The sequence below is a fragment of the Ruegeria sp. CE12 genome, from assembly GCF_056537525.1.
Window position 1 is genome coordinate 190859 of sequence record NZ_JBQFRS010000005.1, and the last position, 15184, is coordinate 206042.

Here is a 15184-nt window from a genome sequence, read left to right on the forward strand (position 1 = left end):
CAGACTGTCCAAACCGGCCGTTTCCGGTGAGGAATGTCGCGTTTCGAAAAGCAAAAGGCAGCCGCAATGCGCATCTTTGCCAAAAGCGGAGGACCTCATGAGCCAGCAACCCAACTTTCTTGTGATCATTTCAGACGAACACCGTAAAGACGCCATGGGCTGCGCCGGCCATCCGATTGTCAAAACACCAAATCTGGACGCACTGGCCGCACGGGGCACGATGTTCGAATCCGCCTATACGCCCTCGCCCATGTGCGTCCCCACGCGGGCGGCACTCGCGACGGGTGACTGGGTTCACAAGACAGGAAACTGGGACAGCGCAACGCCCTATACCGGACAGCCGCGGAGCTGGATGCGCCAGCTGAGGGACGCCGGACGCGAGGTGGTTTCGATCGGAAAGCTGCACTTCCGGTCTGCCGAGGACGACAACGGGTTCTCGCAGGAAATCCTGCCGATGCACGTAGTTGGCGGTGTCGGCTGGGCGGTCGGTCTGCTTCGTGAAAACCCACCTGAATACGATTCGGCCGCGGAACTTGCGGGCGATGTAGGCGTAGGCTCCAGCACATACACCGACTATGATCTGGATATCACTGCGGCGTCCGAGACCTGGCTCAATGATCCGGCGCGACAAGACCAACCTTGGGCCGCCTTCGTGTCCTTGGTCAGTCCGCACTATCCCCTGACCTGCCCCAAGGAATGGTACGATCTCTATGATCCGGCCAAAATGGATCTGCCGGTCGGCTACGGTGAAGGGCTGCCCAATCATGAGGAGCTGCGCAACATCGCATCGTTCTTCAACTACGACGACTACTTTGATGAGCAGAAGATGCGAGAGGCGAAGGCAGCCTACTACGGCCTGACCTCTTTGATGGACGATTGCGTCGGGCGCATCCTAAAAGCCCTGTCCGATAGTGGTCAGGCAGACAATACCGTTGTGGTCTATGTGTCAGATCATGGGGATATGATGGGCGATCAGGGTTTCTGGACCAAGCAGGTCATGTACGAGGCCAGCGCCGGTGTTCCGATGATTGCGGCTGGCCCGGGCATCCCGGCGGGGCGACGCGTTACGACATGCACCAACCTGACGGACATAGCCGCCACCGCCCGCGATGTCTGCAGCGTAGAAGATGACGATGGAAACGCCAACCAACCCGGCACCTCTCTGGTTGGATTGGCCAACGCGCCGGACGATGCTGACCGAACCGGGTTCAGCGAATATCATGATGGCGGATCAAAAACCGGCAGCTTCATGGTGCGATGGGGCAGTTGGAAATACGTATATTACGTAGGCCACCCGCCGCAGTTGTTCGATCTGGCATCTGATCCGCATGAACAGGTCAATCGCGCGATGGATCGGGTGAATGATCCACAGGTTCAGGCGGCACTGATTGAAGGTGAACTGCGCCTACGCGAAATCTGCGACCCCGAAGAGGTCAACGCCCGTGCCTTCGCTGATCAGCGCAAAAAAATCGAGGAGCTGGGCGGCGAAGAAGCCTGCCGCACTGCATTCGTGTTCAATCACACCCCAACTCCGTCCGAACAGGACAAGCTGCGCGAAGGCCCCGCACTCTAGCTCAGCTCTTTTAGCCTCTTCTGTGCGGTCCCTTGATCAGCGCGCGGTGGAGGCAACACCTGTCACCGCCACTAAACAAGTGGATCGCAAAGAACCTTTAGAACAATTGCAGATCCTTTTCGCCACTTTGAATTTCTGCAAAGTTGGGCATGTTCTGGATCGCAACAGGTGCCGGTGCTGCGCCCGGCATTGCCACTGTCGGCTGCATTGCGGCCGCCATTCCAAAGGCTGGCTGCTCTAGCTCTCCGCGTATATCGCGCAGCAGCGTTTTGTGGTCCGGCATCATTTTGAGTATCTGAGCAAGGTCCGCTTTCGCAGTCTTCATGCCCTGATACCAAATCGGTTTCTTCAACGGCCGCAGACGGTCCCGGATACCGGGACCATAGCCCGTATCATAGACCTGTTTGCCCAGAAGAACGGTCTGATAAACACGGCTGTCAAAGAGCGTGGCAAACTCGATATCGTGGTCCATGGGCAAACGGTGTTGCCACAGCTCCAGGTTCTCGGCCAACCGGTCTGGCAGTTTCATCTCGGTGCGCGCGTCGATCCAGTATTGGTCATCCGTGCGGTTGCCTAATCGATAATGCAGACAGATAAACTCCAGAACCTCATTATACAGCTTGTCCATCTGCCGGTTATATCTGTCCCGCAGCGACGGCTCGATATCCCGGGTTGGCAGGTGCTCGGCAAACCAGCGCACCGCGTGATCGATCATATGGATCGCGGTGCTCTCCAGCGGCTCGATAAACCCACCGGACAGACCGACCGCCACACAGTTCTTGACCCAGGCATTGCGCACACGCCCGACGCGCATCGGAATCACGCGCGGCGTCGCACCCTTTCCACTGTCGCCCAGCCATTCAAGGTATTCATCTGCCGCCTGATCATCCGTTCGATGCGCGGATGAGAACACATAGCCTGTGCCCACACGGTTGTAGAGAGGCACTCGCCATGTCCAGCCTGCGCCTAGCGCGGTAGAACGCGTGAGGCTTTCGATCTTATCTGGATCAGGATGCTCGATCTGCAACGCCATGGCGCGATCGTTGGGCAGATAATCCGAGTAGTCCATGAACGGCTCACCAAGGGCCTGATTGATAATCAGCCCGCGGAACCCGGTGCAATCCACGACCATCTCGATGTCGTGACGACCTTTGCGCTCTAACATCAGATGGCTGACATTGCCCTGCTCATCCAGCTCAACCGCCTGCACTTCATCCTGAATATGCTCCACACCGCGTTTGGTGCAGACCTTGGTGAGCATGCCCGCAAATTTAACAGCGTCCAGATGATAGGCATAACCAAACCGCTGATCAAACTCAGGCTGGCCAAGCTGGCGTGCGCCTTTGCACATGCGGCCCAGATGATCGTGCGGCGAGATTGATTGTGTAAAATCCCGGTCCCCGTTGCCAAAGCGCAGGAAATACTCGGCGGCCTCCAATCCCTCGACCATCTGGCCGTGGGCAAAGGGGTTCACATAGTCGATGCGATTACCCTTGGGATCCTTGTTCCAGTTGCAAAATTTCACACCCAGCTTGAAAGACGCGTTGGTCTCGCGGAAAAAGTCTCGCTCTGAAATGCCCGCCTGACGGATAGTGACCGGCATTCGCGGCACCGTAGCCTCGCCGACACCCACTGTAGAGATATTGGGGCTTTCGATCAGGCAGATACGCGGACGATCCTTTTCTGCTGAGGTGCGAGAAAACACCATGTCCAAGATTAGCGCGGTCATCCATCCCGCTGTGCCACCACCAACGATGGTGATCTTGCGCAAACGATTATTCATATTTTTTGTCCCTGTTGGCTTGAGGGATTTTGTAGCCGCTTGCCCTTTTTGTTTTTGGGCTTGTAGAGCAGCTTTCCCTTTTAGCTTATGAGAGACTATAGCAGCTTTCCTGCATCCAGCTAGGGCCTGTGACGCAACGGTTTCCGCGCCATCAGAACAGATGCGAAATCCACACGTTCCTCAGATTTCCTCGCCTTTCTTCAAGAGGTCTTCAATCAGTTCCCGCTGAAGATCATGGCTGTCACCCCCGCCAAACTCCGCGGCGCCGCCAGAATACAGAGTGCCGTAAGTATTTGCGATATTTACGGTTTGCGCCAATCCTGAGATCAGTTGGTCCTTTTCCAGAGATGACAACGGATGAATATACGTAGCCCACAGAGTTCCGTTTGCGATCGCATAACGCGCATCGAGCGTACTATCGAAATTGGCCTGCATCATGCGCTGAAGGTCCTGGTTCGATAATTCTTCGGCGCTGCGGATCGCAACCATGGCCCGCATTCGATCCGCATTTGTATCAGTGATGACCAACACAGGCACATCCGACACCGTAAACTCAAACCCTGGACCTTGCGGCTGCGCATCCGGATCAAGAGCAAAGATGATCTTACCCAGCCGCTCATAAGTCATCGGTGGCTCAGCCTCTTGTGCGGCAAGCCCTGTGGCAAGAAACATCATTATCAGGACTAGTCGGATCATTGGGTCACTCCTGCAAATTATACCTCGACAATAGGCAACTGGTTCTAGACTGGCCAAACAAAGCTTAGTGAGCGGGATATTCGGCTAATCCTAAACTCTGAACGTTCTGCAATGTTTGCTGTCCTTCCTGCGATAACACGTTCAGCCATCTGCCCCTACTTTCGCAATACCGGTCGGAAACGCATCTGACCCAAACCCAAATTGAAAGGAAAAACAGAATGAAATCCCTTGTTTTGACCACGCTTATCGCAACCCTGCCCCTGATTGCCGCCCCCGCTTTTGCTGCAGATGAGATCAACGTCTCGAATGGTATCTCGGCGGGTGGTGCACCGCTGGCGGCACATGGTGTCGATCTGGTTGCTCTGGTTCAGGACGGCAATCCGGTCGAAGGGTTTGCCAACCACTCGGCCACGTATGACGGTGCATCCTATTACTTCACCTCATCCGAGAACCGCGAGGCATTCGAGGCCAACCCTGCAGCCTATCTTCCGCAACACGGTGGCTTTTGCTCGTTTGGGGTATCTGTCGGCAAAAAGTTCGACGGGGATCCGGATCAGTATCTTGTTGCCGATGGCAAGCTATATCTGTTCCTGAACGCTGCAACCCGCGCCAGCTTCCTGGAGGACGTAACCGCCACGGCAAAAACTGCAGATGATCAGTGGTCTAAGATCAAGAGCATCGCTGTGGGCGAACTTTAAATTTCGCCCGCTCTCTGCCCGTGGCGTTAATCCGCTACGGGCAGCTTCTTTTGCACAACCGCAATTGCCTGTGCCAAAGCGTCATCAATGCTCAATTCTGAAGTATCCAGTAGAACGGCGTCATCTGCCGCTTTCATAGGAGCCGCGCTTCGCGCGGCATCGCGGGAATCACGCTCCTGCACATCGGCCAATACCTGTTCCCGCGTCACGTCCGCGCCTTTGGCGTTCAGCTCCAGATAGCGACGCTCAGCCCGGACCTCAGGGCTCGCCGTTACGAACAGCTTTACTTCGGCATGCGGGCAGATCACGGTCCCGATGTCCCTACCATCCAGCACAGCACCGCCTGCCCTGCGGGCAAAGGCGCGCTGAAAGTCGACCAGCGCAGACCGAACCTCGGGAATAACCGCAACTTTCGATGCAGCCTGAGCGATATCGGCCGTACGCAGATCACCCTGCTCCAGCTCCTCGGCAGTCAGCGATTGCGCTGCGGTAACCGGGTCAACACCATCCAGCGTGCGCCGCCCAACAGCGCGGTACAACAATCCGGTATCCAGATGTGCCAACCCAAACCGGGCCGCCACACCTTTGGAAATGGTACCCTTTCCGGCAGCTGCCGGCCCGTCGATCGCGACTGTGAAGCTGGCTGTCGGCATCGGATCTACCGGTTGTTCCGGCGCAGCTGAGCGCCAAGACCTGCCATCAAAGGCTCAAATATCGGGAAAGATGTGGCGATAGGGCCTGCATCATCAACAGTAACGCCCTGTTTTGCACCCATCCCCAGAATCATGAAGGACATGGCAATACGGTGATCGAGAAAGCTCTCGCAAGTGCCGTTACCGGGCACTCCGCCGATACCCAGCCCTTCGACAGACCACCAATCGTCACCCTCTTCGACGGTCACGCCATTCACGCGCAAACCACGCGCCATTGCGTCGATCCGGTCGCTTTCCTTGACGCGCAGTTCCTTGACACCGCCCATCATCGTGGTCCCGGTGGCATTTGCCGCGATAACGGACAGAACCGGGTATTCATCAATCATCGAGGCCGCTCGTTCCGCCGGAACATGAATGCCCTTCATGTCTGGCGAATAGCGCGCGCGCAGATCGGCGACAGGTTCACCACCCTCTTCACGCTCATTCTCATAGGTCAGATCGGCACCCATCTCACGCAGGGTTGTGAACAGGCCCGCGCGGGTCGGGTTCAGACCGATCCCCGGGACCAGAACATCCGATCCCGGCGTGATAAGCGCCGCGCAGACCGGAAATGCCGCGCTGGATGGATCACGCGGAACCGCGATGACTTGCGGCTTGAGTTCGGGACGACCAGTCAGGGTGATCACACGCCCCTCATCCGTGTCTTCAACAGTGATCTCTGCACCGAAACCGGCCAGCATACGCTCGGAATGGTCGCGCGTGGCCTCTTTCTCAATCACTACAGTCTGGCCGGGAGCGTTCAGTCCCGCCAGCAGCACCGCCGATTTCACCTGAGCCGACGGCACCGGAACCTCATACCGTACCGGGGTCGGGTCAGCAGCACCAACGATGGTCATCGGCAGACGGCCACCCGAACGGCCGACCGCTTGCGTTCCGAACAATGCCAACGGATCGGTGACGCGCGCCATGGGACGTTTGTTCAGGCTGGCGTCGCCCGTGAAGGTTGCAGTGATCGGACAAGTCGCCATCGCGCCCATGATCAATCGAACACCGGTGCCCGAGTTGCCGCAATCGATCACCTGATCAGGCTCGGCAAAGCCGCCGACACCCACACCATGCACGGTCCACTCTCCGCCGCCATGATCCGTGACTTCAGCCCCAAAAGCCCGCATCGCCTTGGCTGTATCCAGAACATCCTCGCCCTCAAGCAGGCCCGAGATTTTCGTCTCACCCACAGCCATGGCGCCCAGGATCAGCGAACGGTGCGAGATCGACTTGTCTCCGGGCACCTCAGCTGTACCGGTCAGCGGGCCGCAGGGATGCGAGGTCATCGGGATGGGCGTGCCGTGTCCGGACATGGGGGCTCCTTTTGCGCTATCAGTCCTAGGCCGATTAGCGAATTGGGGCCGCTTGGTCCAGCGGCAATGATATGCACATTGACCGCGACGCGGTTTGTCAGGCCTCTCCCAGCCATTTTGCCGGATTCTCTTCGGCGATCTGCCGGAACACTTCTTCCCCCAGCGCATTCCGCAAACGAATACATACTGCCTTCTCCGACAGCTTTTCCTGACGGGTCATGTAATAATCCGACCCGAACAGAACCCGAGAGCGCAATCTCTCGCTTTCCTCATCATCTCCGGTCAGGAACATTCTCAGAAAAGGCGCATAGTCCTCGAACTGAAACAGCGTGTACGAGATGTCAGTCCAGAGGCCCGGATAATCTCCGCTGCCGATCATACGCCGGATCTCCACCTGCCAGTTCTGGCTGAATGCATCATCCAGAGGATCTTCCCGATCCGGGTTGGCATAGGCTTCCCAGTCGCGTTGCCCACCAAAATGCGCAAGACAAATCCTAAGCTTGGGATGTGCCCACATTACCGGGATAAAGGCCTCGGGCTCTGTGTACCGGTCTGCCCAGTAATCGGACAGATAACGCCCCTGCACTCCACCGCGTGAGCAGTGAGACATGACCGGCAAGTTCATTTCCTCCAGACGAGGATAGACATGTTGCATCAATACCGGGTCATCCGGGGCAAACCCCAGCCGGGGGTAGAGCTTGAGGCCACGGAATTTCAGACCGTCAATTGCGCGCCACACCTCCTTTGCCTGCGGGTCAGCACGTGGGTCAATGGTTGCAAATGGAATAACAGACCCACCGACCTCAGGGTCACCAGCGAGCTTCGCCAACTCGTCATGCTGGGCATTAAGCGGAACCTCTGGTGCGCCGTACCCAAATGCAGACAGCTCCATCGGCAGAACGACAAATCGGGTGTTGCCCGGATAGTGTCGCCGCATGTTGTCGAGAATGTCCCGTTGGCTGTCTTCTGCAGTTTCCTGTTGGAAACGCGACAGCCGATCCAACTTTTCCGCAACGGGATGTTGTCCGATCAGGCGGGCCCCAAATGCCAGCAGCTTTAGAAGCCATGGCATTTTCTTGAAGGGCTTGAGCGCCGGATAAGGATAATCCTCGGGCACATGCCGCCCGTGGAATAAGTGGGTATGGCAATTTGTGATCTGAATATCAGACATGGCAATTCCTGAAAAATACTTGTGCGAAAGAAACGCGCGTGGCGTTCCCAGCCTAGCATAGCGATCAGGATTACAGAAATCTGAAAGGGATCAGCTCTCGGTCCGGCGGAAGGTCAGATAATGAGGTGTCCGCCCTTCGCGCAGCGCCTTTTGCTCATACCGTGTTGAGATCCAGTCATCCCAAGGCTCGCGCCAGTCGGACGGTCGTTCAGCCAGCCATTCAAAGCCTGCGCGCGGAACCTCTTCGAGGGTCTGGCGAACGTAGTCGGGAATATCCGTTGCAACCCGAAAAATCGATCCGGGCTTCAGCACCCGGGCCAGCGGCTCAAGGTGCTCGGGCGTGACAAAGCGGCGGCGGTGGTGCCGCTTTTTAGGCCATGGGTCGGGATACAGCAGAAACGCGCGCGAAATGCTGGCATCTGGCAGCACATCGAACAGATCACGCGCATCGCCGGGATGCACCGCCAGATTTTCGACACCCGCCTTGCGGATTTTGCCCAACAGCATGGCCACACCGTTGATGAAAGGTTCAGCGCCAATGATTCCGATGTCCGGGTTCTGCTGCGCCTGATGCACCAGATGTTCGCCCCCACCAAAGCCAATTTCCAGCCAGACGGGTTTGCCACCGAACCGTGCATCCAGATCGATCGGTGTCCGTTCGGGGTTGGTCTCCCAATCCACTGCACCCGGCGAAAGATCGGACAGATCCTCGGACAGATAGGTCTTTTGGCTGGGCTTCAGGGTTTTGCCCTTGAAGCGGCCATAGAAATTCCTGCGGGGGCGTTTTGGGGTCTCGGTGCTCATGGCGGTGGCCTTACTTTGAGACCGGTACCGTTGCAAGAGGCGAGGTCAAGTGAACCATGACGCTCCCGCAACGAAAAACGCGCCCCGGAGGGCGCGCTTTGTAATGTTTGCAGGTCAGACTGCTTTTTTCAGGGTGTCGACCAGATCGGTGCGCTCCCAGCTAAAGCCACCATCTGCATCCGGTTCACGGCCAAAGTGGCCATAAGCTGCCGTGCGCTGATAGATCGGCTTGTTCAGCTGCAGATGCTCACGAATGCCACGCGGCGTCAGGTCCATGGCTTCGCTAACTGCCTTTTCGATCTCAGCATTCGCGATTTGACCTGTGCCATGTGCGTCCGCGTAGATCGACAGCGGCTTGGAAACACCAATCGCATAGCTCAGCTGGATGGTGCAGCGCTCGGCCATGCCAGCAGCCACAACGTTCTTGGCCAGATAGCGCGCAGCGTAAGCCGCCGAACGGTCAACCTTGGTCGGGTCTTTACCCGAGAACGCGCCACCACCATGAGGTGCGGCACCACCATAGGTATCCACGATGATCTTACGACCGGTCAGTCCGGCATCACCATCAGGGCCGCCAATTACGAATTTACCCGTCGGGTTCACGTGCCACTCGGTCTCGTCGCTCAGCCAGCCTTCGGGCAGGGATTCAGTGATGTAGGGCTCAACAATTTTGCGGATATCGTCCGAAGTCAGGGATTCATCCAGATGCTGCGTCGACAGAACGATCGAGCTTACGCCGACCGGCTTGCCATCACGATAGATTACCGACAGCTGCGATTTCGCGTCCGGGCCCAGCGCAGGCTCGGTACCGTTCTTACGCACTTCGGCCAGACGGCGCAGGATCGCGTGCGAGTACTGGATCGGTGCAGGCATCAGTGCAGGTGTTTCGGTCGTCGCATAACCGAACATGATACCCTGGTCACCAGCGCCTTCGTCTTTATCGCTGGATGCATCAACGCCCTGGGCAATATGCGCAGACTGCTCGTGCAACAGGTTTGTTACTTCAACGGTTTCGTGGTGGAATTTATCCTGCTCGTAACCGATGTCTTTGACACAGGCGCGCGCGATTTCTTCGATACGGCCCATGTAGTCATGCAGCTTTTCCTGATCAGACAGACCTACTTCTCCACCGATGACGACCCGGTTGGTCGTAGCAAAGGTTTCGCACGCCACGCGTGCTTCGGGTTCTTCATTCAGAAATGCGTCGAGTACTGCATCGGAAATACGGTCACAGACCTTATCCGGGTGCCCTTCGGATACGGATTCCGAAGTAAATGTGTAGTTCTGTCTGGACATGAAAGTGCTCCATTGAGATTTCCCTGCCACGTCAGGAAGCCGTTGTGACAGGCGCCCGACGGGATACGCCCAGAAAAACAAAGGGTCAATCGGAAATTAGCCTCAATCCTTCCGGACGTTGCGCACAAGCAGCAGAAACAGGGCGGATAACATCAGAAATACCGGAAAATCGCCCATTCTGGCATAAATCGTGGGTTTCAGTGGCTGGGGCAATGTCGCGTCCACATATCCAGCCTGACCAAGTGCCAGGGAATGTGTCACCCGCCCAAGCGGATCAATCATCGCAGATACGCCGGTATTGGCCGAACGCATCATCGGCAGGCCCTGCTCGATCGCGCGCATCTGAGCCTGCGCCAGATGCTGATAGGGTCCCGAACGCGTCCCAAACCAGGCATCATTGGTGATTTGCAACAGAAAGTCTGCCCTGTCCGGGGCCGCCAATACATCCTGCGTAAAAACTGCCTCATAGCAGATCAATGGCAACGCCTTACCAAGCTTACCTGCATCCAACAGTGCAGCACCGGGTCCTGCACTGAAGCCATTGCCGCTGGTCGCGGCAAGACCGAAAATCCCAAACCGCGCCATGAGATCACCGAAGGGCACATATTCACCGAACGGCGCAAGATGATGCTTGTCGTAAAGACCCGCTTGTCGCCCGTTCTCATCAAGATAGATCATTGAGTTGTAGATACGCGGACCGTCTCCGCGCTGAATACCCAGAAAGACCGGCGTTCCGTCTGCCGCATGTGCAATAGCGCTGAGATACGGCTGGGCGCTTGCCAACCAGGCGGGAACGGATGTTTCCGGCCAAACGATCAGGTCCGGACGTGGCTCTGCTGCGGTGAACTCAATCTGTCGCGCGAAAAACAATGGCGCGTAATCCGGATCCCATTTTTGATGCTGCGGCGCATTGGGTTGCACCAGACGCACGGTGTTTTCGGTTTCAACTACTGCCGGGCGGATCGATGCGTAGCCTAGCGCCAGCACTGCAAAGCCAACACTCAGAGCCAAAGGAAAGACCACTGCTCGTAACCCCTTGGGTGCAGACAAGGCAGCCCCCAGTGGCAAAGTCGCGGCAAAGGTCAGTGCGGCCAATCCGTAGGGACCGATCAGGGATAACAGCTGCGCGACCGGGGTGTTCACCCAAACCTGCGAGACACCTGCCCACGGAAATCCGGTCAGCACGTAACCTCGCGCGAATTCAGTGATGGATAAAGCTACAGCAAGCAATACACCCTGTCGCAATGCTGAAAACGCTGGCCTTCGCGATATCCAAAAGGCAGGTGCCCAGAACAGGGCCAACCCTCCCGCCATGAAAACAAGGGCGAAAGGTGCCATCCAGGCATGGCGGTCAGCATCGACCTGAAAGGGTTCGATGATCCAGTTCAACGCATGCGCAAAATATCCGGTTGCGAAGAACCATCCAATCCAGGCTGCTCTGGCCCGGGTTTCACTGGCCAGAAACAGTCGGGCAATCAACACCAGTGCAATCAGTGTCGCGCCCCAATAGCCGAATGGGGCCAGCCCATAAGCACCAACTGCGCCTAGCAAGGCTGCCAACGCAAGTCTCAGCCAAAAGGGCCAGCCTGTGGCAGGGTTCATGCAGCGATATCCGGTAACATGACACGCAGACGCTTGATGCGGCGTGGATCGGCATCGATCACCTCAAATTCGGGTCCTTCAGGATGCAACACAACCTCGCCCCGCGCAGGTACACGACCCGACAACATGAAGACCAGTCCGCCTAGGGTGTCGATCTCTTCTTCATCCACATCTTCGTGGCTGGTCAATGATCGGCCGATCTCGGCCTCAAAATCCTCAAGCGGGACCCGGGCCTGAACCACATAGCAGCCCGGTTTTTCCTGGATCCACAGCTGATCTTCATCTGCGTCGTGCTCATCCGCGATTTCACCAACGACCTGTTCAATCAGGTCTTCGATCGTCAACAGACCATCGACACCACCGTATTCATCGATCACCAGTGCCATATGGCGGCGTTCGGTCTGCATCTTAGTCAGCAGAACCCCGATGGGCATGGACGGTGGCACAAACAAAAGCGTTCTGAGCATTGATCGCAAATCGAACTCGGACGACCCGCCATTGAAACCGTGCGTCAGGGCGAAATCCTTGAGGTGCACAAATCCCAAAGGCGTATCCAATGTACCATCATATACAGGAATCCGGGAAAGGCCGCTGTCGCGGAACACCTGCGCAAGTTCATCCTTGGCGATTGTCGAGGGAACTGACACGATTTCCGCCGTCGGGATCGCAACATCTTCAACCCGCATCCGGCGCAGGTTGATCATGCCCCGAGGCTGAGAGCTCACGCTTTCATGGCCGTTTATCAACCCGGCCTCTTCCTCACCATGCGAGGAGAAGGCATCAATTATTCGAGTAAAAAATCCGCTTTTCTCTTCGGTGTCATTGTTGCCGTTCTCTGGAAGCGCGCTTTGCGCCGCCCTAGAACTGCCGTCTGTATCGCCCATTATCCTGTTCCAACTATTCAGGCAGAATTGCCCACATTACCCATTATATGGGTCATCAATACCCATTTTGCCAAGTATCTCGACCTCGATGCTTTCCATCAAAGTGGCGTCACGGTCACGAATGTGATCGTAACCAAGCAAATGCAACATTGCGTGAATGATCAAATGGGTCACGTGATCATCCATGGATTTCCCGGCGGCCTCCGCCTCGCGGGCACATGTATCATACGAAATTGCGATGTCACCCAAAGCAATTTCCCCTGTAAAATCAGGGCTCGGCAGAGACGGATGCTGCCCCGCTTCCTCTGCGGCCAGATCTTCTGCAGGCCAGCTCAACACATTTGTCGCCGACGGCTTTTCACGGAATTCAGCGTTCAACTCAGAAATTCTGGTATCATCGCACCCCAGCAGGCTGATTTCGCAAACGTCGGAATCGATCCCGAACCGAGCCAACACAGCAGCGATCGCCCGCCCGGACAAAAGCTCCAGGTCTGTCCAGCGTGCGTCCTCAACGGATATTTCCAGGTTCATGCCACTATATTCCTTGAAGCCCCAGCTTATCAGAGGCCCGGCATTCTAACCTGTTTCGCGGCCCGCATCGACCTCATACGCCTCGATGATCGCAGCGACAAGCGGATGACGCACCACATCCTTGGAGGTGAAGTAGTTGAAGCTGATATTCGGGATCGTTTTCAGCAACCGCTCGGCATCGGCTAGACCGGATTGAACCCCACGAGGCAGATCCACCTGAGACCGGTCGCCTGTAATGACCATCCGACTCCCCTCGCCCAGACGGGTCAGGAACATCTTCATTTGCATCGTGGTGGCGTTCTGCGCTTCGTCCAGCACGACAAAGGCATTTGCCAGCGTCCGTCCCCGCATGAAGGCCAGCGGCGCGATTTCGATTCGCTTCTCTTCAATCAGCTTGGCAAGCTGTTTGCCCGGCAGGAAATCGTTCAGGGCATCGTACAACGGCTGCATATACGGATCGACCTTGTCCTTCATGTCACCCGGAAGATAGCCCAGCTTTTCTCCGGCCTCGACCGCCGGACGGCTGAGGATGATCCGGTCAACATGACCCCCGATGAACATCGACACACCAACAGCAACGGCCAGATAGGTCTTACCGGTGCCCGCTGGTCCAATGCCAAAGGCCAGTTCATTGTTGAACAGAGACTGAACATAAGCCTTTTGAGCGTCCGTACGCGGCTCGACCAGCTTTTTGCGGGTCTTGATCTCGACTGTGCCACCCTTGAACATCTCAAGCTGATCACCATCACGAGATCCTGTTCCAACCTCGGAATTGCCCATCCGCAATTCCCGGTCGACATCGGCGGCCTCAACATCGCGGCCACCTTCCAGACGAGTGTATAGTGCTTGCAACACCTCAATGGCCTGTTTCTGGGCATCCTCTTCGCCCATGATGACAAGCTGATTGCCACGTCTCACGATCTGAACCGAAAGCTTCTGCTCAATATCAGTCAGATTGCGGTCATACTCGCCGCACAAATCTATCAGCAACCGATTATCAGGAAATTCTACAAGCGCCTCGCGTTGGGGCATCTCATCTTGCGGTGGGGTAAGGGCACCGATGGCCAATCCGTTCTCCTGTCTTGGCGTTTCACCTCAAGCGTGACAACAAAACCGGGTCGGCGCAAGCCGCAGTTTCTAAAAATTTACACCTTATGATAAAACCGCCAATGGCACGCAAAAATCCGCCTTGGAACAAGGCGATTTAAGGCCGAAGAACCTCGTGGTGGATTAAAACTTGTAGTTCAGGCCAACCCGCAGGCCGCTGTATTTTGGCGTAGACTTCGTTGAGAATCCCGAACCGAAAACCACATCTTTCGACTCGAACTGGACATACTCGTACTCACCGGTGATCGACCAGTTGTCATTCAGCTGGTGCTCGGCTCCGATACTGGCAGACAACCCGTTGCGGCGCCCTTTTTCCTCAAAGGCCCGGGTTGTCCCACCGCTGGTGGTGCTATTTGTCGTCGCGACCTCACCCTGCACCAGACCAAATGACACGAAGTACAAAACGCTTCCACTTTTGTTCGTCAGGCCATTGCGGAATTTGAGCGACAGCACATCCGATATCTCAGACCCGCCCGTGACAGTCGTAGTACCGATCTGTCTTGAAACCGTATCTTCCAACGAGCCAAAATCATATCCAAGCTCAAAACCGTAGACATAGTCGCGACCGCCCGTTGCTGGCACGACGCCGCGCCATCCTCCTCGAATGCCGCCGTAGGCCCCGGAAGGCTTGAGGTTTCCGATATCAAAGGTACCGCCGCCGGTTCTCAACCCGAACCGATCAGTTCCACCAAATCCGTAACCCGCATTCAGACCAAGATAAAACGCACTGACATCATCAGAATATCGTTCAGGGCCAACAACCACCGGATCCGAGACAGGAGTTGTCAAATCACCGGCAACCGTCGCGCCAGCAAACGAGACGGTCAAGGCCGCCCCGAACAAAACTTGCTTGCCCTTCGGCCTCAAAGCCTTCGCAAAGATTGCCACTCGTACCCTCCATCACAAACAAACACCCGGTCACGACGACCCGCCCGCATTGTGCGCTGACGCCGCCCCGGAAAAAAGTTAACTATTCTCGGAACATGGTTCCAAGCAACAAATCAAGGGTAAAAATTGGAAACAAACAC

14 protein-coding genes and 1 riboswitch are annotated in these 15184 nt (G+C 56.4%); of the genes, 2 read left to right on the forward strand and 12 right to left on the reverse strand.

The window, feature by feature from the left end; genetic code table 11:
• Positions 1-97 precede the first annotated feature (97 nt).
• On the forward strand, positions 98-1573 hold the full coding sequence (locus ACR0IO_RS13875; RefSeq protein ID WP_480742253.1) for a sulfatase family protein: 1476 nt from the start codon (positions 98-100) through the stop codon (positions 1571-1573).
• A gap of 97 nt (positions 1574-1670) precedes the next feature.
• Here the strand turns inward: ACR0IO_RS13875 and ACR0IO_RS13880 are convergent, their stop codons facing one another.
• Together ACR0IO_RS13880 and ACR0IO_RS13885 are read right to left on the reverse strand one after the other, a co-directional pair.
• Positions 1671-3356, reverse strand: coding sequence for a tryptophan halogenase family protein (locus ACR0IO_RS13880; protein ID WP_480742254.1), 1686 nt, complete (start codon positions 3354-3356; stop codon positions 1671-1673).
• 180 nt (positions 3357-3536) lie between these two features.
• On the reverse strand, positions 3537-4052 hold the full coding sequence (locus tag ACR0IO_RS13885) for a hypothetical protein (protein ID WP_170334131.1): 516 nt from the start codon (positions 4050-4052) through the stop codon (positions 3537-3539).
• 218 nt (positions 4053-4270) lie between these two features.
• On the opposite strand from ACR0IO_RS13885, the gene ACR0IO_RS13890 reads away from it, so the two are divergent.
• A complete protein-coding gene (locus ACR0IO_RS13890) occupies positions 4271-4750 on the forward strand; it encodes a YHS domain-containing (seleno)protein (RefSeq protein WP_170334134.1) in 480 nt (159 codons plus the stop codon).
• 26 nt (positions 4751-4776) lie between these two features.
• On the opposite strand, the gene cmk is transcribed toward ACR0IO_RS13890, so the two are convergent.
• The 10 genes from cmk to ACR0IO_RS13940 form a co-directional block, all read right to left on the reverse strand.
• Positions 4777-5403, reverse strand: coding sequence for a (d)CMP kinase (cmk, locus tag ACR0IO_RS13895; RefSeq protein WP_480742255.1), 627 nt, complete (start codon positions 5401-5403; stop codon positions 4777-4779).
• Positions 5404-5408: 5 nt separating this feature from the next.
• Positions 5409-6761, reverse strand: coding sequence for a 3-phosphoshikimate 1-carboxyvinyltransferase (gene aroA, locus ACR0IO_RS13900; protein ID WP_480742256.1), 1353 nt, complete (start codon positions 6759-6761; stop codon positions 5409-5411).
• Positions 6762-6858: 97 nt separating this feature from the next.
• The gene (locus tag ACR0IO_RS13905) at positions 6859-7932 is read right to left on the reverse strand and encodes an amidohydrolase family protein (protein ID WP_480742257.1); all 1074 of its coding nucleotides are present in this window, start codon (positions 7930-7932) and stop codon (positions 6859-6861) included.
• A gap of 90 nt (positions 7933-8022) precedes the next feature.
• Positions 8023-8736 carry a tRNA (guanosine(46)-N7)-methyltransferase TrmB gene (gene trmB / locus ACR0IO_RS13910; RefSeq protein WP_196223541.1) on the reverse strand — a complete coding sequence of 238 codons (714 nt, stop codon included), beginning with the start codon at positions 8734-8736 and terminating at the stop codon, positions 8023-8025.
• Positions 8737-8850: 114 nt separating this feature from the next.
• Positions 8851-10032, reverse strand: a complete 1182-nt coding sequence (metK, locus tag ACR0IO_RS13915; protein WP_155148938.1) for a methionine adenosyltransferase — start codon at positions 10030-10032, stop codon at positions 8851-8853.
• A gap of 5 nt (positions 10033-10037) precedes the next feature.
• A riboswitch (SAM-SAH riboswitch) is annotated at positions 10038-10086 on the reverse strand.
• 48 nt (positions 10087-10134) lie between these two features.
• A complete protein-coding gene (gene lnt, locus ACR0IO_RS13920; RefSeq protein ID WP_480742258.1) occupies positions 10135-11634 on the reverse strand; it encodes an apolipoprotein N-acyltransferase in 1500 nt (499 codons plus the stop codon).
• Positions 11631-12518, reverse strand: coding sequence for a hemolysin family protein (locus ACR0IO_RS13925; RefSeq protein WP_155148934.1), 888 nt, complete (start codon positions 12516-12518; stop codon positions 11631-11633). The genes lnt and ACR0IO_RS13925 overlap by 4 nt, the downstream gene beginning before the upstream one ends.
• A 36-nt stretch (positions 12519-12554) precedes the next feature.
• Positions 12555-13049 carry an rRNA maturation RNase YbeY gene (gene ybeY / locus ACR0IO_RS13930; RefSeq protein ID WP_480742259.1) on the reverse strand — a complete coding sequence of 165 codons (495 nt, stop codon included), beginning with the start codon at positions 13047-13049 and terminating at the stop codon, positions 12555-12557.
• A 45-nt stretch (positions 13050-13094) separates the two neighbouring features.
• Positions 13095-14117, reverse strand: a complete 1023-nt coding sequence (locus ACR0IO_RS13935; protein ID WP_480742260.1) for a PhoH family protein — start codon at positions 14115-14117, stop codon at positions 13095-13097.
• 162 nt (positions 14118-14279) lie between these two features.
• Positions 14280-15044, reverse strand: coding sequence for an outer membrane protein (locus tag ACR0IO_RS13940; RefSeq protein ID WP_209016319.1), 765 nt, complete (start codon positions 15042-15044; stop codon positions 14280-14282).
• Between the last annotated feature and the right edge of the window lie 140 nt (positions 15045-15184).

What these genes read in the sequence shown, in the direction of transcription:
- ACR0IO_RS13875 (WP_480742253.1), top strand. Translation starts at nt 98, where the DNA reads ATGAGCCAGCAACCCAACTTTCTTGTGATCATTTCAGACGAACACCGT.
- ACR0IO_RS13880 (WP_480742254.1), bottom strand. Translation starts at nt 3,356, where the DNA reads ATGAATAATCGTTTGCGCAAGATCACCATCGTTGGTGGTGGCACAGCG.
- ACR0IO_RS13885 (WP_170334131.1), bottom strand. Translation starts at nt 4,052, where the DNA reads ATGATCCGACTAGTCCTGATAATGATGTTTCTTGCCACAGGGCTTGCC.
- ACR0IO_RS13890 (WP_170334134.1), top strand. Translation starts at nt 4,271, where the DNA reads ATGAAATCCCTTGTTTTGACCACGCTTATCGCAACCCTGCCCCTGATT.
- cmk (WP_480742255.1), bottom strand. Translation starts at nt 5,403, where the DNA reads ATGCCGACAGCCAGCTTCACAGTCGCGATCGACGGGCCGGCAGCTGCC.
- aroA (WP_480742256.1), bottom strand. Translation starts at nt 6,761, where the DNA reads ATGTCCGGACACGGCACGCCCATCCCGATGACCTCGCATCCCTGCGGC.
- ACR0IO_RS13905 (WP_480742257.1), bottom strand. Translation starts at nt 7,932, where the DNA reads ATGTCTGATATTCAGATCACAAATTGCCATACCCACTTATTCCACGGG.
- trmB (WP_196223541.1), bottom strand. Translation starts at nt 8,736, where the DNA reads ATGAGCACCGAGACCCCAAAACGCCCCCGCAGGAATTTCTATGGCCGC.
- metK (WP_155148938.1), bottom strand. Translation starts at nt 10,032, where the DNA reads ATGTCCAGACAGAACTACACATTTACTTCGGAATCCGTATCCGAAGGG.
- lnt (WP_480742258.1), bottom strand. Translation starts at nt 11,634, where the DNA reads ATGAACCCTGCCACAGGCTGGCCCTTTTGGCTGAGACTTGCGTTGGCA.
- ACR0IO_RS13925 (WP_155148934.1), bottom strand. Translation starts at nt 12,518, where the DNA reads ATGGGCGATACAGACGGCAGTTCTAGGGCGGCGCAAAGCGCGCTTCCA.
- ybeY (WP_480742259.1), bottom strand. Translation starts at nt 13,049, where the DNA reads ATGAACCTGGAAATATCCGTTGAGGACGCACGCTGGACAGACCTGGAG.